Source organism: Arachidicoccus terrestris (genome assembly GCF_020042345.1).
In the GTDB taxonomy this organism is placed as follows: domain Bacteria; phylum Bacteroidota; class Bacteroidia; order Chitinophagales; family Chitinophagaceae; genus Arachidicoccus; species Arachidicoccus terrestris.
Genome location: NZ_CP083387.1, coordinates 413,859 through 434,898, shown reverse-complemented (window position 1 = coordinate 434,898; position 21,040 = coordinate 413,859). Strand labels below are relative to the sequence as shown.

At 42.0% G+C, this 21,040-nt stretch carries 20 protein-coding genes; 5 read left to right on the top strand and 15 right to left on the bottom strand.

The features are described 5' to 3' along the window. Positions 1 to 25: 25 nt before the first annotated feature. From K9M52_RS01660 to K9M52_RS01620, 9 genes are all read right to left on the bottom strand, one after another. Entirely contained in the window at positions 26 to 616 is a 591-nt protein-coding gene (locus K9M52_RS01660) for a TerB family tellurite resistance protein (protein ID WP_224070333.1), read from the bottom strand. A 122-nt stretch (positions 617 to 738) separates the two neighbouring features. Next, positions 739 to 1,380 (bottom strand): hypothetical protein, encoded by a 642-nt coding sequence (locus tag K9M52_RS01655; protein WP_224070332.1) that lies wholly within the window; start codon positions 1,378 to 1,380, stop codon positions 739 to 741. Between the two features lie 21 nt (positions 1,381 to 1,401). Further along, on the bottom strand, positions 1,402 to 2,088 hold the full coding sequence (locus tag K9M52_RS01650) for a conjugal transfer protein TraI (protein WP_224070331.1): 687 nt from the start codon (positions 2,086 to 2,088) through the stop codon (positions 1,402 to 1,404). Beyond that, positions 2,088 to 2,492 (bottom strand): hypothetical protein, encoded by a 405-nt coding sequence (locus tag K9M52_RS01645; RefSeq protein WP_224070330.1) that lies wholly within the window; start codon positions 2,490 to 2,492, stop codon positions 2,088 to 2,090. The genes K9M52_RS01650 and K9M52_RS01645 overlap by 1 nt, the downstream gene beginning before the upstream one ends. A 25-nt stretch (positions 2,493 to 2,517) precedes the next feature. Beyond that, entirely contained in the window at positions 2,518 to 4,977 is a 2,460-nt protein-coding gene (locus K9M52_RS01640; RefSeq protein ID WP_224070329.1) for a TraG family conjugative transposon ATPase, read from the bottom strand. A gap of 75 nt (positions 4,978 to 5,052) precedes the next feature. Next, positions 5,053 to 5,892 carry a hypothetical protein gene (locus K9M52_RS01635; RefSeq protein ID WP_224070328.1) on the bottom strand — a complete coding sequence of 280 codons (840 nt, stop codon included), beginning with the start codon at positions 5,890 to 5,892 and terminating at the stop codon, positions 5,053 to 5,055. A gap of 13 nt (positions 5,893 to 5,905) precedes the next feature. Continuing rightward, entirely contained in the window at positions 5,906 to 6,220 is a 315-nt protein-coding gene (locus K9M52_RS01630; protein ID WP_224070327.1) for a DUF4133 domain-containing protein, read from the bottom strand. Positions 6,221 to 6,247: 27 nt separating this feature from the next. Further along, on the bottom strand, positions 6,248 to 6,550 hold the full coding sequence (locus K9M52_RS01625; RefSeq protein ID WP_224070326.1) for a DUF4134 domain-containing protein: 303 nt from the start codon (positions 6,548 to 6,550) through the stop codon (positions 6,248 to 6,250). Between the two features lie 237 nt (positions 6,551 to 6,787). Continuing rightward, entirely contained in the window at positions 6,788 to 7,021 is a 234-nt protein-coding gene (locus K9M52_RS01620) for a hypothetical protein (protein ID WP_224070325.1), read from the bottom strand. 175 nt (positions 7,022 to 7,196) lie between these two features. Here K9M52_RS01620 and K9M52_RS01615 point away from each other — a divergent pair, with 175 nt between their 5' ends. Then, positions 7,197 to 8,012, top strand: coding sequence for a hypothetical protein (locus K9M52_RS01615; RefSeq protein WP_224070324.1), 816 nt, complete (start codon positions 7,197 to 7,199; stop codon positions 8,010 to 8,012). Between the two features lie 76 nt (positions 8,013 to 8,088). Further along, on the top strand, positions 8,089 to 8,889 hold the full coding sequence (locus tag K9M52_RS01610; protein ID WP_224070323.1) for a TIGR02391 family protein: 801 nt from the start codon (positions 8,089 to 8,091) through the stop codon (positions 8,887 to 8,889). Positions 8,890 to 9,067: 178 nt separating this feature from the next. On the opposite strand, the gene K9M52_RS01605 is transcribed toward K9M52_RS01610, so the two are convergent. Continuing rightward, entirely contained in the window at positions 9,068 to 9,304 is a 237-nt protein-coding gene (locus K9M52_RS01605) for a helix-turn-helix domain-containing protein (RefSeq protein WP_224070322.1), read from the bottom strand. A 140-nt stretch (positions 9,305 to 9,444) separates the two neighbouring features. Here K9M52_RS01605 and K9M52_RS01600 point away from each other — a divergent pair, with 140 nt between their 5' ends. Then, a complete protein-coding gene (locus tag K9M52_RS01600) occupies positions 9,445 to 9,735 on the top strand; it encodes a hypothetical protein (protein WP_224070321.1) in 291 nt (96 codons plus the stop codon). Between the two features lie 120 nt (positions 9,736 to 9,855). Here the strand turns inward: K9M52_RS01600 and K9M52_RS01595 are convergent, their stop codons facing one another. From K9M52_RS01595 to K9M52_RS01585, 3 genes are all read right to left on the bottom strand, one after another. Next, entirely contained in the window at positions 9,856 to 10,869 is a 1,014-nt protein-coding gene (locus tag K9M52_RS01595; protein ID WP_224070320.1) for a helix-turn-helix domain-containing protein, read from the bottom strand. Positions 10,870 to 11,069: 200 nt separating this feature from the next. After that, complete coding sequence (locus tag K9M52_RS01590) at positions 11,070 to 13,442, bottom strand: glycoside hydrolase family 2 protein (RefSeq protein ID WP_224070319.1); 2,373 nt, start codon at positions 13,440 to 13,442, stop codon at positions 11,070 to 11,072. A 137-nt stretch (positions 13,443 to 13,579) separates the two neighbouring features. After that, positions 13,580 to 16,408 carry an alpha/beta hydrolase family protein gene (locus K9M52_RS01585; RefSeq protein WP_224070318.1) on the bottom strand — a complete coding sequence of 943 codons (2,829 nt, stop codon included), beginning with the start codon at positions 16,406 to 16,408 and terminating at the stop codon, positions 13,580 to 13,582. 402 nt (positions 16,409 to 16,810) lie between these two features. On the opposite strand from K9M52_RS01585, the gene K9M52_RS01580 reads away from it, so the two are divergent. Both K9M52_RS01580 and K9M52_RS01575 read left to right on the top strand, forming a co-directional pair. After that, positions 16,811 to 17,020 carry a hypothetical protein gene (locus K9M52_RS01580; RefSeq protein ID WP_119986438.1) on the top strand — a complete coding sequence of 70 codons (210 nt, stop codon included), beginning with the start codon at positions 16,811 to 16,813 and terminating at the stop codon, positions 17,018 to 17,020. 32 nt (positions 17,021 to 17,052) lie between these two features. Beyond that, positions 17,053 to 18,447 carry an IS701 family transposase gene (locus K9M52_RS01575; protein WP_224071853.1) on the top strand — a complete coding sequence of 465 codons (1,395 nt, stop codon included), beginning with the start codon at positions 17,053 to 17,055 and terminating at the stop codon, positions 18,445 to 18,447. Between the two features lie 5 nt (positions 18,448 to 18,452). Here K9M52_RS01575 and K9M52_RS01570 read toward each other — a convergent pair whose 3' ends face one another. Next, positions 18,453 to 19,502 (bottom strand): thioredoxin family protein, encoded by a 1,050-nt coding sequence (locus tag K9M52_RS01570; protein WP_224070317.1) that lies wholly within the window; start codon positions 19,500 to 19,502, stop codon positions 18,453 to 18,455. A gap of 75 nt (positions 19,503 to 19,577) precedes the next feature. Further along, positions 19,578 to 21,029 carry a RagB/SusD family nutrient uptake outer membrane protein gene (locus tag K9M52_RS01565; protein ID WP_224070316.1) on the bottom strand — a complete coding sequence of 484 codons (1,452 nt, stop codon included), beginning with the start codon at positions 21,027 to 21,029 and terminating at the stop codon, positions 19,578 to 19,580. Positions 21,030 to 21,040 lie beyond the last annotated feature (11 nt).

Here is a 21,040-nt window from a genome sequence, read left to right as displayed (position 1 = left end):
TAAGTATTTACGCATTCATCGAATGCTATGGATTAGAACGCCCATACAGTCCTTCCACCGTCCTCACTTCCCTTAACTGCCTTCGCCTTTGCAGCGCCAGCACCGATGTATTGTTATTAAAGGATCTCAGAAAACTGAGCTTATCCAAACTGTCATCATAGAGCCGGTCGATGACTGAAAGCCTTTCCGCGTCTGACATCCGGAGTCGCCCGGCCGTTACGACCGTCGTCAGGTCACTCAGGTTTTTAAGGCTGGCATCCAGCAGATTATTATAGACCCGACCTATATAAAGGACTTCATCCGGCTGAAACATGTTGCTTGCTTTAAAGCGGTTAAAAGCGGCTTTATATTCCCGGAGGGTATTGAGCTGCATGGAAACAATATCCGCTGTCTTCTTATAATTTCTGACAACCGGACTCACCGCCATCAGCCCGTCCAGAAATACCTTATGGAGGTTAAAATCCCCTTTTGAAATATCCCGAACCGTCGTATACCCCCTCATCACCACCGTATAGGCGGACTTCATATCCGATAGGATCTTTTTAAACTGCGCTAACTTCTCCACATCCAGCAGCAACTGCTTTACCTCCTGATCCTGAGCCTTGAGCTTGTTCATTCCTAAAAAAGCTGTGTAAATTGTCATCAAGATTATTAGCCAGTATTTTCGATTCATTATTACCCCCCTTTTGAATACTTTTTAATATTTAGGTTAGAGCGCTACCTTGACATGGTTTAGCCCTAAGGTTCGATATCATATAGATTCCTGAGCGTCCCTACATCTGCCTTTTCTCTCATTCGCTGAATAATCAGCATACTGGCCTCATTATAAAACTGACACGCAAAATCATATTTATCCTGCATTCCTTGATAGATTTTATGAATGGCGTCTATCCTTTCGCTTTCTTTCATCCTGTACTTCCCGGGCGTCGTGAGCGCCTCCAGTTGATTCATGTCCTCCTTGCATTTCGAGAACAGATTCGCCCAGACCTTTTCAATGTATTCCTTCTCCGAGGCGTGGAGGTAATGACTCTGCCCGACTTTTTTCGATCTCTCCCTGAGCGCCCGGATATCATTATAGCGCGTGATGGTACTCGTAATATCTTCATCACTTCTGACCGTAGGGCTGATATTTTCCAGGGAAGAAAAATAGTCCTTATCCAGGTTGAACCGGCGGTTTTTAAGATCACCGATAAACTGCAGTCCGTCAGTTACGATACCGTATCCCTTTCCGGCAAGCGCGATATAGCTCTGCAGTTCTGCTATCTGGCGGACTAGATATTTCTCCTGCGTTTTCTTTTGCTTAAATAACTCTGAGAATGTCTGTGCACGCAGACCGCCAATTGTCGCGACACAAATAAGAATGACCCATACCTTTTTCATAAAATGCCTTTTGATTTTAATTTACAACCCGTACATCCACCTGACGATCTCCGCATCCTTCTCGTCCTTACTCCTTTGTAGCGATAGCACCGCGTTCTCAGCATTAAATCGTTTGAGATCATTATAGTGCGCGTCGACGCTTTTCGCCACCCGGTCCACCATCTGCATCCGGTCCGCATCACTCATCTGCGTGGTAAAAGATGATATGAGGCTCAACAGGCTGCCGGCATCTTCCAGCGTTCGCTGTAGTATCCCGCTGTACACGCTGCCCATATAGCCCAGCTCATCAGGGGTAAAATGCTGATCCGCTTGCAACAACCCCCAGGCCCGTTTATAAGCATTTACAAGCGCTACCTGCTTTTGAGAGATCTCTTTTACCCGGTGATACCCGCTTATAAGTGTTTTTACCTGCCAGAGCTCATTAAAGTATTTTTCATAGAGATCCTTTTGCTGCTGCGCCCAATGGGCAATTTCATTTAAGTGCAATTTGGACATGGTATTTTCCAGCGCCTTTTGCGCGTTCTGCAACGCGATCGTACTGTTCTGCAGGCGCTGTACTTTAAGATCTATGGCCTTGATCACCCGTTTGACCAGCCCGGTGATACTGCCGATGCCTGGAATCTGCTGCGCATGGCTTACCACCGGCGCACTGAGTGACAGTGCCAGACAAAAAGTTATCGGTAAAATCAGAACTCTTCTCATAGCCATTACTCTTTTATTTTGTGATAAATACCTTCACCTAAAGAGATCTCCTGACGCTCCTTGTCAACCGTTAAGGCCTTTCCGGACGGCCGGATCTTCAATATCTGGTGCTCCGGATCATACATGCCACGCCAACTTTGATGCTTGTAAAGGGTGTCCACCTGCATTTCGCCGTCAATGATCTTTTGATATGCGAGTGTCCGCTGAATGGTGTATTGATCGGGTTCGTCGCTACCGTTCTCCCTCTTCACGAGCTTTAGGGTATCTATACCCACCGAAAATTCTCCTTCAAAACTGCGGACATAGACGCCGGAGAGATCGTTGGCATCCACCCCTGAGTGCCCGCAGCCTGCCAAAGCGATCAGAGCGATCAATCCCATGCTCAACAAAACCGTTTTTAAATGCTTCATATTCATTGCTTGAAAATGCTTATAATTACTTATTCTCTTCCGCCTCCACCATGGCCCGGATACCCTTTTCAATACTGCCGTATTTGGCGGTATACCCCTGCATCCGGACTTTCTCCGATTCCTCTGTCGTATAGGCATAATACTCGTCCTGACTCACTTCCGTCCTATAGACTTTGGATAACATTCCACCGAGCGATATAAATACTTCCTTGTATTTACGACTGGGATCATTGGCTTTATTGACCGACAATACCAGCGCCTTCTCTTTTTCCGTCAATCCCAAGAGCTCCTGGATCTGCTCAAACTTGTTCTGGTATTTTGACTGATCCAGCAGGATCTTGCAGTCCGAATTATTGATGATCGCCTGCTTGACAATGGGGGAGGAGATAATATCCTCCACTTCCTGGGTCACCACCCAGGCCTCGCCATAGAATTTCCGGACGGTCTTAAACAGATACTTGATATATTCCGCCATGCCTTCCCTGGCAATCGCCTTCCAGGCCTCCTCGATCAGAATAATCTTACGGATGCCCTTTAGCTTGCGCATCTTGGAGATGAAGGTCTCCATAATAATCAGCGTGACGACCGGAAACAGGATCGTATGGTCCTTGATATTATCCAGCTCAAAGACAATAAACCGCTGCTCCAAGAGATCCAGATTCTCGCTCGCATTAAGCAAGAAGTCAAACTCCCCGCCTGTATAAAAAGGCTTCAGCACGAATAAGAAATTATCGATATCAAAATCTTTTTCCTTGACCTTATCTTTTTTCAGTACCTCCAAAAAATCCGTCTGCAGGTATTCATAAAAACTATTGAAGCAGGGAAAGATCGTTCCGGTGCTTTCTATGAATTCAAAATAGCCCTTGAGAGCGTTGGAGAGCGCCACATATTCACTCCTGGTAAACGCCTCGTCATCTTTTTTCCATAGAGCCAATAGCAAAGTCTTGATGCTTTCCTTTTTTTCGGTATCTAGTGTGTCTCCTTTGCCAATATAAAAGGGATTGAACCGGATCGGACTTGTCTCTGAGTAGGTAAAATAATAACCGCCCACCATGTCCGATAGTCCTTTATAACTATGTCCCACATCCACGATGACTAAATGCGCCTCCTGTTCATAATAGCTTCTCAGTAAATGGTTGGTGAGAAAGGATTTGCCCGATCCGCTGGGACCCAGGATAAATTTGTTGCGGTTGGTGGTAATGCCCCGCTTCATCGGCTCATCGGAAATATCAACGTGCACAGGCTTTCCCGTAAGCCGATCTCCCAACCGGACACCCACGGGGCTGATACTGTCCCTGTAATTGGTTTCCAGGTTCAAAAAGCATGAGGCCTGCGCAGCAAAGGTGTCAAAACTATCGTTTTGTGGCAGATCGCCTGCATTCCCGGGTATCCCGGCCCAGAATATCTGCGGCGCACCTACGGTTTCTTCTTTGGCCGTGGCGTCGATGCCCGCCATAGCGGTCGTCACCAGATTGCGGATATCTTTCAGCTCAGCCTTATTTTCTGTCCAGGCTATTACATTAAAATGCGCCTTTACCGGCAAACTTTGATCGGTGACACATTCATTTAGAAAATCATTCACCGCATCCCGGGCAATGGCGTTCTCTCTGGAATAGGCAGCAAGGGACTGCAGTCGTAGCTTCTTTGCTTCCAGTTTCTTGATGGTCTCCGCCGTATCGCCAAGGATGATATATTGATTATAGATATGGTTTACAGGCAGCAGTAATCCGAGCGACGCCGCAAAGCCGACGGAAAACTTAGTTCTGTCTGTGGAGTATTTATCGTAATTGATCCTGCTGCCACATAACTGCGGTAGATCCTGCGCGTCCGCCAAGGTATAAACTTGCAAGTGCTTAGCCCCGATTCTTAAATGCTCTTTCAGCTGAATATCCAGAATGGCTCTCTTAGCATTTGCGGAAGAAAGGAACAGATACCGTTCAATAATACCCGGCTTTTTTTTAGTGCTCAAAATGTCCCCTTCTTTAAGTCGCTGTATGCCGATGCCGGCTTCAGAGAGAATATGTGCAAACTGACCCGCGGCGTCTTCAAAGCTTTGAATCGCTGAATCGCTCATTGTTTCTTCCGGTACCAGGTGCGGCCGGGTAAGGCTGTTGATCACTGAGCTGGACGGACGGCGGCTGTCCGGCATTTTGGTGAGAAATATAAAACACTCGTGATGCAGATAAGGTCGCTCATGAAAGAAACGCTCACTGGCGCGGGAGAGAAAACCGGCGCTTTCTTTTTCAAAATTGGCCTCGTAGCTTTCCCTAACGAACCAGTCCTGCTTATGAAGAATGCTGTTTTTCGGCAGCACCTTGACGGCTTTGACAAAAGCCTGATGCAGCGTTTCATACTCTTCGTCAGACATGGTGAAGATCTCCGGGAGGGTGACCCGGTAAGCGAGCGTAATATCACCCTGCTTACTCATAATGGCGTCATGGGCTACTTCCATGATCGGATAGATATCTTCCAGTTGTTTTTCCACAAGTTTTAATTATCTGCTTTTAAATAATTAGAAATACTTATAAATGCTTTTAAGCGCTTAACGCTCTATGCCCCCTTAATGCAGATTCTTGGGCTTCTGCTGCCGGCTCGGCCGCTCTTTCTGCCGAACATCCTGCCGGATCGTTCGCTCCAGCCTGGTCATGGAATCCCTGATCCTGTTGGCCAGAATGATCTCATGAACCAGCGTATCTGACCAGTTCACCTGCCTCGCCACATGCTCCTGCCTGGGCGGATGGTTCCTTAAAAACTGTTTGGGTTCCAGCTTGAGATCCCGGGCATAGCCCACCGGATCCAGCCGCTGGATGCTTGGAATGTCCACGAGAACGATATTTTTCGGGATCTCTGTGATTTTCTCCCAGTTTACTTCTCTAATCTCTCTAGTCACCGGATCCATGGGCACCCGGTAATGACTCCCGTCAGGGGAAAAATATTGATTCAGGACCTGCGCGTTCAGTCTCCCGGTCTGAAACTCATCCTTTGGCCGGATACTCCCCATCCTTACGTCCGCATAATAGGTATGTCCCAGGATCTCCACCCTCGGCAGTTCGCCTTTCATCCGAAGTTCCAGGGCTTTTGGATCTACCAGCGCATCATAATCCGTCATTCCTCTGATTTCTGATGCCGTCTTCTGGCAACGCTCCGCCATACCTTCCGGATCCAGGCTGGTCAGATGCGGCAGCTTCACAGTCATATACTGCCTAATTTCTATTTCCCGCTTACTGGCAATCTGGCGGGTATCCGGCTGGTATTTCAGCTCATAATGGGTGTCGGTATAATCCATTTCGCTAAACCGGAGCAAGTTGCGTTCATTCCCGAGTTCTATCAGGGCATCCAGCCTAGCGTCCACGATATATAATGCCCCTTCCAAGTTGATACCCTGTAATTCATGCTCCATAACGATCGTTTTACTATTGATTTAGGAATAACCGCCGGCTCCTGCATTTGATCACCCTCGGCAGTAACCGCCTGCCCGCTTTTTTCATCATCCCGTACTGCCCATAGGTCTTGCTGAGCTTATAGACCTTTGTAAACAAAAAGAAGCCCGCGGTGCCGATAAAGGCAAGGATTACCATTGTAGGGAGACCGATCAGATAAAGTACTGCGAATAAAATGAGCAGGATGACCAGGCCTGCGCCGAGGTACCAGATATACTGCGCTTTCAGACCTTTAAAGACCAGCGGCTGATTGATCCCCTTATTGATTTCATAGACACTGTTTGCCATAGGTAATGGTTTAGTTTTCCTTGGTATTTAGACCCCGAAAAAAGATTTTAGAACAGTTGCTACGATCACGAGGAAAATGCAGCTCCCAAACCAAGCTGCCGCCGTGGAGCCGGTATCCGGATGCCCATGCTGCCATTTCTGGTAGACTTTGATCGCGCCTACAAGGCCGAGTACCGCACCGATGGCATACATCAGATTACAGCCTACGTCAAAATAACTTCTGACCTGCGTATTGGCCTGCTCGATGCCGGCCGTTCCGTTCTGTGCCTCTGCCATCATAGATACACTGATAAAAAGTAGCATCACCACAATTCCTTTCCTTCCCCTCATATATTCTGTTCGGTGTTTTTTAGTATGTAATAATCTTTAAGAACCTGTCAGCCGACCCGCCCAAACCGGTTAAGAAAAGACGGGCGACCGCAGGAGCGGACTTCATGGCAGCCGCTTTTTTTACGTTCCCAGATGAAAATATAGGCGCCCCGCGCGCAGTTTTTGCAGTCCCCAAACTGCATTATTCACCAACAAATCATGATCTACTTAGCTATGCTGCGCCGCGGGGCATTTTCTTTAAGGCGTCTGATCCGGAAAATCTCTAGTCAATTTGGAGTAGGAGCCAGGGACGTCTATGTCAGGGAGAGCTGATTTTGTTCCTTCAGGCTCCTCTATAGTCAAATCATGCTCCGTGTTATGCCGCTTTATACCCCTCCATTTCTTAAAAAAGAGCAGATAAATAGCCAGATAATAGACGATTATCAGCAGCGCCAGTAACTCGAAATAGATTTTCCAGGTGATCAGTCCCATCTTCTTTATTTGATTGTTTTTCTTAACTTATATTTTTCCATGGCAGCAAAGATGGGCAGGAAAGGAGGCGCACCACCAACCCTGAGTCGTCTACAACTTATCCTAAACCGTTTTTTGAATTTGCCATTAAATAGAATAGGTCGTAAATTGCTATCTCTACCAAAACATGATTACAATGGTTACTTCAATTAAGCATTTGAATTTTATTATTGACCATGCCAATTCAACTATGGATTATTTGGATGGTAAAGCAAATATAGGTTTGCCGTTCTTTTGTATATGTATGATTGAAAGACTTTCAAAGGGCTCAAAATCAATGGCCTTATTACTTCAAAATATTGAAAAAGAGCCTGACTTAGAATTTTCTTGTGGGATTATTTTAAGGAGTCTTTTGCTGGATGCTTTATCAGTATATAATTTGTTTCATATTATGGCTGAGGAGGGTAATTACAAAGATGAAGCTGCAAGATTGAAGGCCGCTGAGGCGTTTTGTGATACAATGTTATCGGATGGTCTGGAACATACACTGAAATACGTTAAAATGGCAAAGGATGTTAATACGATCTCGAGGGAAATGCTCGAGCAAACTTATAAAAATCTTGTTTCCAGGTATAATATATTTTTTGCTTCGTATGCGAATGATGGTACAAAACCTGTTTTAAGGAATGCAAACCGATATTCTCCAGCTGAATTATTTACGAGAATTGCAACTACTAGGAGATTCAAAGAATTATCTAAAATCTATGATAGCTATTTGCTTTTTTCCAAATATGATCACTTTGGGATTCTTTATTTTGAAGCGTCGAGACAACCATTTGGGGATAAACTTCATAAAATTAAAGAAGCAATAAGAATGTTTATAACATCTTTTTCAATGCTTCATGCTATACTAGCTAAATATTTAAAGGAGGAGTTTTTGGAAAGTCAATCCAATATTGCGAGTAAGTATTTATTTGAAAAGATTTTAAAACGTAACTCAAAGGTTAATTGATTTAAAATTTTAAATTAATTATTATGGAGAGGGAATGACGATTTTTTTCTTTTAAAAGATAACCAGGAATATTTCTATGACTAAATCTTTTGATGACATAACACTAAGAAATCTATCTGATATTATTTCAGATATGCTAACACACAGGCAGATTACAGAGGCATTCTCTAGTGCAGGAATTTCTGAATCTCCACAGGGAACAAACAAAACGGACAGAGTTTTTTATGCGCTTAAGGAGCGGCAAGAACAGGATAGATGTGGAAATAACGTTCTGGCCTTTGTGCTGAGGCTTTTAAACCCAAAAAGATATAATTCTGAAGAGGCGTTTGAAAATAATAGAGCGCGTATAAACGAAAAATTGGCCTATGAGGGGATTGAAATTGATAAGTCGGGTCTGCCAAAGCTTGTGGACAAAGCAAAAACAATTTCTGAAGCGAAGGGCAGGTCACTCAAAATTAAAGAGAAGGTTCATGGTATTGGTGTCCACGCTGACATACTTCCGTACTGCGAAGCGGAATGGCTGAAAGATAATTATTTCCACGCCATTCTTGAAATTACTAAAAGTGTAGCAGAAAAGCTTAGGCAGAAAAGCGGCTACAACTCTGACGGCGCGGATTTAGTGGATGATTGTTTCGCATTAGGGAAAGAGAAAAAGCCAATGTTGGCCTTTAACACTTTGCAGACACCGAGCGAAGAAAGCGAGCATAAAGGGTTCGGTAATTTCTGTAAGGGTTTTTTCTCAATGTATAGGAACCCCAAAGCACATAATCCAAAAATATTTGAGGATACGCAGCTTACACAAATGACGGAAGTTTTGGTTGTGGCGACGATAATTCATAACAAGCTTGATAATACTTACAGGACGGGATATAAATAACTAAGAGATGAGAAGGCGGCATTTAAAGAAATTCCATCTGCATTCTTTTCAAAACCGCTAACCCTAAACCGTTTTTTTCTTTTTTTGAATAAAAAATACTTATCTATAGATTAGTATCTGATTTTTAATTTATATCTTTGTATCGGAACCGATCAAAGTGGGAGAGCGATGGAAACCCTTATCTGAAGGGCTTCTCCGGAAGTAAATCATACAAGGTGCATTTGAGCACCAGCGCCAGTTCATTCAAATGTTTTAAGTTATAGCGAGCGTCAGTATTATCACTTTCGATCTGGGCGATAAAACTGGAAGAAACGCCAAGAGCAGCACCAATATCTTCTTGAGTTAGCTTCAAGGCTTTTCTCCGCTCCCTTACCTTTTGAATGACATAGCGGTCAATCTCGGAAACAGGTTTCATATATCTAATCAAACGCTTTTATACACGTAATAACAATAAATACTTATAATCGCTTATAGACACTTACAGTCATCTATAAACATTTAAAACATGGGAAGTCAATCACTTAACTTCTAAATTGCTCAATAAAAATCTTCCTTATGAAGGCTATCAATTCCCCAAAGGCCAGAACCGCCTTCTGGGAAAAACTATTAAAAGACCATGGCTCCCAGAAACTGGAAACTGCCTTACGAACCGTTACTGAGCCCAGCCAACGGATTCTTAGGTTATGCTACCACGAGCATAAGACCTTTACCGAGATCATGGCGATCATAGGTAAATCACTCTCTATTGTCCGGGGCTATCACAGTCAGGGGATGATCCAGCTCGTAAAAAAGCTCTATCCTCAGCTGGATTCACCTTTTGACATTTTAAATGTCCAGTATGAGTAACCATTCATCCTTCCGGCATTTCATTAATAATGCCTACCTGTTATCCAATATTATCAAAGAACTTTCCTAAAGAATGTCTCAATGACCTGCGTCCTAAATTCATAAATGCGCAGATCCGTTCTATCTCTTTCTCGGCCTGCCGTGATTTCTTGCGAAATCCGAAGGCGTATACCCAAAATGCTTCTTGAACTCACGGGCGAAAGCCGTCGCCCACCTATAATCCAGCTTCGCCGAAATCACTTCCATGGTGTCGTCCGTCGAGAGCAGCATCTCTTTTGCCATCAGCATCTTCTGATGCAGGAAATAATCATAGGGCGACTGCCCAAAGAAATGCTTGAATCCAACACTCAGCTTCGTCTCATTCAGCCCCGTCCGCCGGCAGATTTTTTTATTGCCGGGGTAGGAGGGAACGGAGAGGGCGATAAACTGCCTGGCCTCATCCAGTTTCTCCTTATCCTTGCTGTTCAGCACCGAAGGTAGTATCTTTTCCGGAGTCCCGATCGAAACCAGGGCCGAGATCAGTATTTCCTTGATTTTACATTCCATAAAGAGTTTCTTTTCCTTGCCGCTGTAGGGACTCGTGAGTATCGCGAAAACCGCGTCGATCATGATCTTGGGACAGCTGTAGGTGGTGTCGCCGATATTACCCGCCCTGCCAGTCAGCACCTTGTCGATAAATTCCTGCAGCACCTTATAGTCCACCCCGAATTCATAGAGCATCCTGACATCGATATGAATGTCAAAGGTCTCGTACTGAGCCGCGGCTTCGAATATGGCGGTGGTATTGACATGGGTATCGAAGCTGATGGTAAAATAATGCATCTTTAGCTCCGGCTCATCGATCGATTCCATGCTGCCTCTGATGATATTACGCCAGCCGATACGCAGCTCCAGAAACGGGATATTTCCGCGAGCGTTAAGTACCGTCGGGCTCTTGATCCAATAGCGACTATACCAGGCGCTGAACCGCTCACCCCGGAATTCTTGCATCAGCGCTTTGAAACCCTGACCTTTCAGCACCATGGGCGTTGTCCCCTCCAGATGGAAGCGCTGCATATCGGGTGTCAGCTCATTAAAGATTTCCACCTGCCCGAAGCCACTCTCCGTAATTTCCAGTTCCATGCCCATAGTCATGCTTTTATAGGTTATCGTGTATTTTGTTAAGGCTTCAGGGCATCTTGGGCTGCCGGTACCCAGATGCCCTGAAGCGCTTCAAGTCTTTTTAATAAGGGGTCATCCTGGAAAAGAAACCCCGTTGTACCATCTATTCAAAGTACATGAGACATTCATCCACTGTTATTCACTAATTTTTAATTGTTATAGTCTTATAGAATCTATTGCTTATCCAAATGTTCTTCAAGACTGAGTCTTTCTTTAGAATCAATATATTGACCATATTTATCCAGATATTCTTTCGCTACGGGCCTGTAATGATCCCAGTCTTTCTTGTTCAGAAAATAGATCGTCTCCGCCCGAAGAAAAATCTCTTCTCCCGGGGGGCCGTAGGACGAGATCTTCTTTCGTATCGCCATCCAGTCCGGATTTTCACTGCTGTTGATTACCGGTTCCATTTCCCCATGATAGATGGCGTTCATCATTTTAACGGTGTATGGCCGGTCGCCCAGTTCGATCTTGAAAGCCGCGGCATGCCGCTGCATGATCCCGAAGCCGGGGTCTTTGGTGGAAGTGGTAAAGCGGCTGATGGTTTGTATATCTTCCGCGCTGAAGGGCGGACGGATGTTTTCGATAAGGTCGTTTGCCGCCATCCGTGCCCCGGCTTTATCGCCGGCCTGGGTGGCATATAGAGCCATTTTCCTTAGGAACTCCGTATCGCGGCTACCCTCAATGTATTGCCCCAACATGTCACTGTAAATCGTCAAAGGATTGGTCGTGTCCGCGTTTTGTATATTAATTTCAGGGATCTGTTCTGTCCGGATACCGGGATTCAGCGGCTCATGTATTTTTCTGAGCGTTTCCAGCGGTATTTTGACGACTTTCCGGTCATAGGTCATAAGGCCGTTCTGTTCTCCTTCCACATCATAGGGCTGCGTGTAGATGCTGCCGCTGAGTCCCTCCGCTTTGAGCAGTTGCAGATGCTGGTTCATGATTTCATATTTGGCTTTGAGATCGGCGGGTTTTTCCTGTATATAGCCCCAGGCCTTTGAGGCGTTCCATTGGTGGCCGGGGATGAAAACGCCTATACCGCCGAACTCACCCAGTACCTGCGCCTTACCGGCCTGCTTAATGGGCATTCTAGGATAAGGATAGCTGTGCACGTCCGTCATGTCCGCATCTACATAAGCATTCGGGCTCGGGCTGCGGAGCACGTCATTAACATACAGCAGCTCGCCGCTATGTCCGTTCACCAGTCGGGTCGGATCCATTTGCTTGATCCGGTCGGTAAGGCGCTTCTGTTCATATCGGCCCCATTTTTCATTAAAGAGCACCCAGGTGGTAATGCAGGGATGGTTGTACAGCTCTTCGATGGTTTCTTTACACTGCTTTTCAAAGGCCGCCTTGGCGCCTTCCGGCAGTCCCTGGTTAGGATTGACCATATCCTGCCATACGAGCATACCGATCTTATCAGCATAGTAATACCAACGGGCAGGTTCTATTTTGATATGCTTGCGGAGGGTATTAAAGCCCATCGCTTTGATGGCTTTAATGTCAAAGGCCAAGGCTTCGTCTGTAGGGGCGGTGTAAAGACCATCTGGCCAGAAGCCCTGATCCAATACGCCTAAATTATAATACGGCTGATTGTTCAGGAAGATTCTGTCTATACCTTTCTCGTCTTTTTGTACACTGACTTTACGCATCGCGAAGTAGCTCTTGACCTGATCTTTACCCATTTTTATGCTGAGATCATACAGATAGGGGTCTTCAGGCGACCATAGATGAGGATTAGAGATGGGAATGGTAATATCGGTATTTGATCTTCCTTTAACCGTTTTGCCGGCTGTTGTAATTTCAATCTTTTTATTTGCATCGGACTGCACGGTGACGCGTACGGCCGACTTGTCAATATCCGGTGTGATCTTTAGTGCTTTAATATACGCTTCGGGTACGGTTTCCAGCCAGACGGTTTGCCAGATGCCGCTGCTGGGGGTATAATAAATATTCTGTGGGTGGAGCACCTGTTTGCCGTGTGGTCCGTAACCCTGATCCGTGGGGTCCCACACTCGAACCACGATTTCATTATTCCCCTGCTTAATCAGACTGGTAATATCAAAGCTGAAGGAGGTATAGCCGCCCGAATGCCGTCCGACCTCTTTCCCATTGATATAAACCGTAGCTTCGAAGTCTACGGCGCCGAAATGCAAGAGTGTTTTTTCCTTTGGATCCTTGTTTTCCATTACGAAAGCCCTTCGGTACCATAAATACTGATTAGGTTGCAGGCTTTTTTTGACGCCGGACAAGGCCGATTCGATAGGGTAGGGTACAAGGAGCTGCCCACCGTATTGCTCGGGTAATGATTTTACAGTGCTATCGGTAGTTAAGTAGTCCCATAGGCCGTTTAGATTCTGCCAGTTATCCCTCTCCATTTGCGGACGGGGATATGCTCTCCATGTATTGATAGGGGAGACCTCATGTGCCCAGCGGGTTTGTATAGGGACGGATTGAAGGTCCCAAGTGTTCTGGGCATTAACATGTATAACGTTAAAACTACTAATAAGAAAGAGCCCTAGTAACTGTAGTCTAATATTCATTTTTGGTATTTTACATTCTTAATTGAGGAATGCACTAATATAGATTATAAAGGATTTATCAATTGCTCGATGCAATAAGTTCGATCATCTTTCTTGTTAAAGATAGAATTTTGTGAAGACCGGTGGGTTGTGGCATTCTATGGAAAAGTTGCCGTCAAAGGTTTTCTATGCTGTATAGAGGTGTGAATTTCTATTTCCTTTGTAGTCAGCAACCATTCTTTAGGGGTCACTATTTTAGTGTCCAATTTATATCCATTTCCAATCCCTTTTTCCCATGCGGGTATTCCTTTTGTCATCCATACGGGAGCTGGTTTACCCATAAGGTAATGGTCAAAAAATTGTTTTTGCCGGATAGTCCAATCAGTGGTAGCTGCTGTATCTCTTGAGTCCAACATGTGTCCACTGCCATCATACTGTAGCATCCAACCCCTTTTTCCCTCCCTACGGAGGGCCTTAAATAAAGCCACTCCTTGCCTCCAATTGTCAATATCATCTTTTTTATTGTATAGCATTAAAAGCGGCGTTTTGACATTACTAACATAAAATATTGGGCTATTAGTTACATACAAATCAGGCCGTTCTCCAATAGGATACCCTATATAAAATTGCCCTCTCTCAACTATAGAAAGAGGGGCACCACCTCCACCTGACCATAGGCTAAAGGCAAATGATGAGATATTCGAAGGTCCCGCATTTATATTAGCCGCTGCGAATAAATCGCTATGTGTTACAATAAAATTAGTTTTATATCCACCCATACTATGTCCGCTTAGTCCCAATGATTTTACATCTATAAAAGAATATTCTGATACTAAATATTTGGCAGCAGATGTCATAGCATTTAAAGCATCTACACCTGCCCCATTTTTAGTACGCTCTATATCAGGAGTGAATACCAGATAACCATTGCTGACATAATAAGGAATATTTATGTCTGCAACAACTCTTTCAGGCCTTAAATAAACATTAAGATTGTTAGATAACTCTTCATAGTATTGGAAAATCAAAGGATATTTCTTCGTAGAGTCAAAATCTTCAGGCTTGTATAGTATGCCCTGAGAAATATTCCCATCCGGCATTTTCCACTTAATCAACTCCGCATGCATCCAATTATAATTTCTTTCCGGATGATTGTTACTAATAGGCTTAAAATGCCTGAAATCTTTAGTAAAATAATAGTTTAATGATTCATTTGTAGCTTGTCTTCCGACAATCCACGAATTTACCTTTGCTGCCTTAACCGGCTCTATTTGCCCCCATGAATGACTCGTCCAAGGAACATAATAAGCATAATCACCCATGGATAGCAGTGTGGGACTATGCTTTCCATTAATATTCGTCGAAAAGAAACCATTTCGTTTGTTAAGTGGGTTAAATGCGCTTAAGTATATAATTTGATTTTTATTAAAAATTACTTTGCCTCTACCAATTGATTTAGGTAGCATAAATTCAATATGATGACTCCTACCATATCCTTTAGTAACACATAAAGGCTCCTTTTCCCCATCTAAGCTAATTCTCCAAATATCATATTGCCCTTGCAAGATTACATCATTAGTACTATCTACCCAGCCAACAACACCTTTAAGTAATGGCTCTTGGTTGGACTGCACTTTATATTCTGAATAATACCATGTTTCTTTTATTTTGCTTGTAAGATTATTTCGTTGACCGCTACTTACATTGTAACTAAAATATGCATTTTCTTTACTATTATAATAAAGAATCCATTTTCCATTGGGACTCAACTTATAACTTCTTGCCATTTGAGGTGTTACATTAACATCGACAATAGTTCGTCGTCCATTCATGCTTGAAATTATTGAAATGGTGTCTAAAGAGGCTTTGTTCCAATATGATTCATTTATATCGCCTCCAGCATTGCTAAAATAGAGAAACTTAGTGTTATCAATCTTTGCATCATCTCGGTTTTTGGCTATTTGTAAACTCATTCCACGGAATTTATATCTGCATAAGTTATAAAGTTTATGATCCCGAAGACGAGCAACGAAAAGAAATTCAATATTTTCTTGAGTAGAAGGTTGAGCTGGATTAAGTGTAGGATCGTTAAATCCCCATATATGTAACTTTGGTTTTTCAGTTAAAGTTTGGAGATTGATTTTTCTTTTTTGAACTTTAAAATAAAGCAAAGAATCGTTATTAGAAAAACCGATTAAATCGGTAAAATCAAAATTACTGTTGAAGTCCTTTGGGCTTTCGATTTTCTTCGCAGTCATATCTCCTGTTTTATAGAAAAATATTTCGTTTTGGATGTTATTAACTGCCTTTCCCATAAAAGCTACTTTATGACCTGAATAATCAAATTTAAAATTGGATGCTTCAGAACCCTTCCAAATAACTTTTTTGGATTGGTCTGATATATTGTACAAGATAACTTCAGAAAGTTGGGTGCTATCTGATTTGCCATTGATATGGTACAGCACATGGATACCATCAGGGCTTAATAAATAAGTATCACAAAAAATATTACTATCTTCTCTATTGTTAAGAAGGTCGTATATAATTATCTTCTTGGGATTGTTCTTGTCTTGATATACAAAATAGGGTAAACTCCCCTCAAGTAATTTAAAATTATCGACATCAGGAATATAGTTAATTTGTGATGTTCCTAATTTAATAATAGCAATACTATCTCTGGGCGAGCAAATACAATACTTGCTATCATTGGTAAAATAACAAGCGCCGCCAAAATGAGATCCGTTGCAGACAATTTCTCTTCTCCAGTTTTTGATTGTTGAACAAATTATCAACGTCTGATATCCTGTAGGTCTATTTTCTATTATGTAAGAAGCATAATTCCCATCTGAGCTAATTTTGGAATTTCCCACATAGGTCCAGTTATCAATGCCTTCAAAGTCAATCGCTTTTTTTGTTTGTGCATTTGCAATAGAAAATTGTATTATTGTAATAAAAAGAAATAAATAAATAATTATTAACCTTCTCATTAATTTAAATTTAATATTATAGTTATTTGTTGTTCCAAGTTGGTAATCCTTTGCTCATTTTATCAATATTTTCGATATACAAATCTATGCTTCTTTGATCCTTTGCTTTACGGGCCCCTTCCAGAGCCCTCCTTTCCTGCTCTATACTCAAATTCCTTTTACCCTGTTTATATAAAATATTTGCATAGGTATCTATCCATGAATATCTGTTTGGATCAGTTTTCAAAAGGATCTCCATCCAGTTTATTGCCGTCGTTAAAACATTAGGGTCATTACTATATTTGAATATATATTCAAATACCTCTAGTTTGGCCTTTTTCTAGATAAGGCAAAAAAAAATAGCAATTTAGTTGGTTATATTGCTATTTTTTGTGATCTTTATATCTAGTTAAACGACTAGATATGGGATATCCAACTAAAATTCAGATAATAAAAAGAGCAAAGAGTGAGCAATGGTATGTAAATTTTCCAGCTGCCGTGGCTCAGGCAATAGAATTTAAGCAAGGAGAGATTGTTGAGTGGGTGATAGATGATCACCAGCGCCTAGTACTTCAGCGTAGTGATGAATCCGTAAAAGATCTTAAAAAAAAACTCCCCAAAAAGAAGGAGTAGTTGCTTGCTTTAATGAATTATTCGATAGATGTATAACAGCTTTCAAGCAATCCAGAACTTTTCAGAGAGCTCGCGATTTGTCTCACGGAGTTATTTCATGTATTGGACGTTGTACGATAACAGGGATGTTAACAGCAAGTGGGAATCAGTTTAAGGACTGGAGTGCGGCCTATCGAATATTTAAGGGTGAAAGAATGGATATGAATGCAATTTTTTCTGAAGTTAGAAAGGAGGTCGTGTATCAAAATAGAAAGAAAGGCGATTTTATTTATGCACACATGGACGATACCCTGTTAAGGAAGAGAGGGAAGAAAATATCAGGGACCGGATGGCTAAGGGATCCACTTGGCCCCCCGTTTTGTAATAATTTCATTTGGGGCCAACGATTTGTTCAACTCTCTTTATCGCTCATTGAAAAAGACCTCTGCGGTCCATCAAGGGCCATCCCGGTAGACTTCAAACATTGTCCTCCCACCAAGAAGCCGTCAAAAAATGCGACCGACCAGGAAGTAGCACTATACCGGGAAAGACAGAAGAAAGAAAAAATGAGCGAAGTAGGCGTCCAGCGTGTCATAGCCTTGAGAAAGTGCTTAGATGACGATGGCTATAAAAATAAAAAACTTATCCTGAGCGTGGACGGCAGTTACACGAATGGAACTGTTTTAAGGCAACTTCCAGAAAATGTAGAACTCATTGGCCGCATAAGGAAGGATTCAAAAATTTATGCTCTACCAGAAGAGCAACAATCAGGAAAGGGACGTAAACGATATTATGGAGAAGAGCTCCCCACACCAGAACAAATCCGACAAAGCGATGACTATCCTTATCAGCAGGTTGAAGCATGGGCTGCAGGAAAGATGCGTACATTCAATGTGAAAGTTGTAAAAGATATACGCTGGCGAAAATCAGGTAAGAGAGACTTAATGCTGATCATTATCAGGCCAGTTTCCTATAGGCTCACCAAAAAATCAAAATTACTGTATCGTGCTCCCGCCTATTTAATATCAACCAATCAAGAGATAGATATTTTCCTGCAGGTCCAGGCTTATATTAGAAGATGGGAGATAGAAGTCGGCTTTAGAGATCAGAAAACATTAATGGGATGTGGTCAGGCACAAATCCGGGAAAAAACTGCGGTAGCAAAAGTTCCGGCATTTGTATCCGCATGTTATGCTATGATGATACTGGCATCGCACAAACAGCAGCAGTCCAAATCAAAAAAACAACTCCCTGGGCCTAAATGGTACGTAAATATTAAAAAGCAAAGGGTTACTACTGGTGATATTATAAATAGATGTAGAGTTGAAAATTGGGCGCAAAGTGTAAATATTAATTTTTCCGACTTCGTGAACATTGAAAAAAAATTATCGAAGTGCGAAAAAATGGCAAATCCCTCATTTTCCTCCTTCTTTTATGCCAGAAATTAGCCAAACTAAAGATATTTGAATATATATTCAAATACAAAATTATTAATACCCACTTTCCCAAAACCGGAAGTATCAAGTCCATATCTCTCTTGTTTGGTTACATAACTGCTAATTAATTTGTTCCAATCTTTAGCCCATTGATAAAAAATAATTTTGCCATTTAGAATGAGGCTTTCGGCCGTTCCTTTGCCATATTTTCTATCAATTATTTTCGCCATTTTATTCCAGTCAGGATTTTTGACTTTAGGTTTATTATCTTCGGTAAGTATTTGACCATATATTTCTTCTTTACTGATTATATAATTTTTTAATCTTTCAGCTAATCTGGGATATATTTTATTTAGCTTTTCCGGAGTTTCATTCGCTATCTTAAATACTAAATCATGAGAAGAAAGAAGTTTCACATTATTAATCAAGAAATCAATATTGGCTTTTGTCAATAATTGTTTTTCTGATAAGCGATTCATATAATTTTGCTTATAGTCTTTTGCTATCTCTCCTGCCAGTGAATCTTCCCCTGCGTCTTTTGCTATCTGAATTAATTTCAGCATATTGGAATAATTCTTTTCCCCATCTATATAGTTAGCCAAGAGGGTTACGGATTGCGCACTTGATATAGTTGCATTCACTGCCAGACGGATAAATTGCTGCGGGGCCTGATAACCTATGCCCCTATGTACTAGTCTTCCATTAGGCGAAAAAAAAAGAAAAGTCGGAAAGGCGGTAATATGGTAATCTTTCATCATTTTACCTGCTGTACTATACCAACTTTTTACCGATATAGCGTCATACTTCGTCCTATCCATTTGTACTTTGACAGAGATAAACTGGTCATTTATCTTGTAACCGACTTCTCTCTTGGCATATACATTCTTATCCATCATTTTACATGGACCACACCAAGTAGCAAAGCAGTCCATAAAAATATACTTATGTTCTTTTTTTGCCTTTTCTTTTACCTGTTCCCAACTAAGATTATTCTCAAATTTTATCCCTTGCCCTAACGCAGATAATACAAAAGCAGTAAAGCTGATCAATAGCCCAATTCTTTTCATGATATTGATTTTTTAGTGAAACACTTGTCTTATAGACGAAATCGCTGTCTATATAAGAATGAAAGCCATACAACATTAATCTGCATATCCAGGATTCTGTTGACCATTCATGCCCGGGTTCTTGTCAATCTCTGATTGAGGAATAGGATAAAGCGCTTTATAGGAAGCCCATGTACCCCCTTTCTTGGGACAAACGACTGACATTACTTCGTCAATCTTTCCTAGACGTTTTAAATCCAGCCACCGATGCCCCCATTCCGTAAAGAATTCCACTTGCCGCTCGTGTAGGATGGCATTTAACAGATCTTCTTTAGAAGATACCGTAGTAGGCGGCAGGCCGGCGCGATTTCGTATACTATCCAAATCACTGACAGCGCTATTTGCGCCCGTAAGTTTGCCTAAATTAACTCTTGCCTCTGCACGGATTAGGTATTGTTCAGCAAGTCTGAAAACAATAGTATATTCCTGCAAATTTGTGGTTCCCGAACCTGCCTTATATTTATAAGCATAATAATATTTTATGCCGTTTACAGTAACATTCCCGGTCCATTTGGCAAGACGATAATCATATGGCTCGAAAGAATGAATAAGATTGTTAGATAAATAAATAGAAAATTGATCGTCCGGACCTGTTGCCGGTAGTGGAAAACGATATCCTTCCCACGTGCCAACATTTGCTTGTATAGGCTGAGCAGACCATATGGTTGCTTTGCTGTTTTTCAAAAATACATCTTCTACATTTATGAGTGAATACAAAGAATTATTAATAACCTCTGTGCTTAATTTTTCGGCATTTACATAATCTTTTGTGTAAAGATACGCTCGAGCTAATAGTGCCTCAGCCGTTGCTTTATTTGGTCTAATACGTTCTTCTGAGTTATTAACTAGTGTTACATCCTTGTATCCATCGCTCAAGTTGGTTTTAGCCACTGATCCATCAGCAATAATCTGTTTATAAACATTCTCCTTTGACATCCTTCCCATTGTTCTATTGATTTTAGAATCAGTACTTAGGGTAAGAGGAACATCACCATAAAGGTTTACCAAATAAAAAAAATAGAATGCACGCATAAAGTGCGCCTCCCCAATCAATTGTTTCTTTACAGATGGTGATAAGCTAGTAGATGCTTTCAAGCCCTCTATAGCAGCATTTGCTATATATATCTGACTGTAACAGACATTCCAAAACATGTGGGTATCGCTACTAAAAACTGAAGGATTCAAATCATTTTGATAATATGGACGAAGGCTATTATCATTAAGGTTATATAAAGAAAGCATATCCGATGACAATTCCGGAAATAGGGACATACTTGTTATACTGGCATCCCCTAGTACGCTTCCATACATTGCTGCATACATTCCTGTGAGCACCGAAATAGCGGTATTATCATGCCTATAAACATTTTCACTATTTATACTGGTAACAGGTGCGTCTACCTCGATGAATTTCCTGCAGCTACTTATAAATGTAAAAATAAAAGCAGCCAATGTAATACGATATAGAAATTTATATTTTGTGATCATAATCCAAAGTT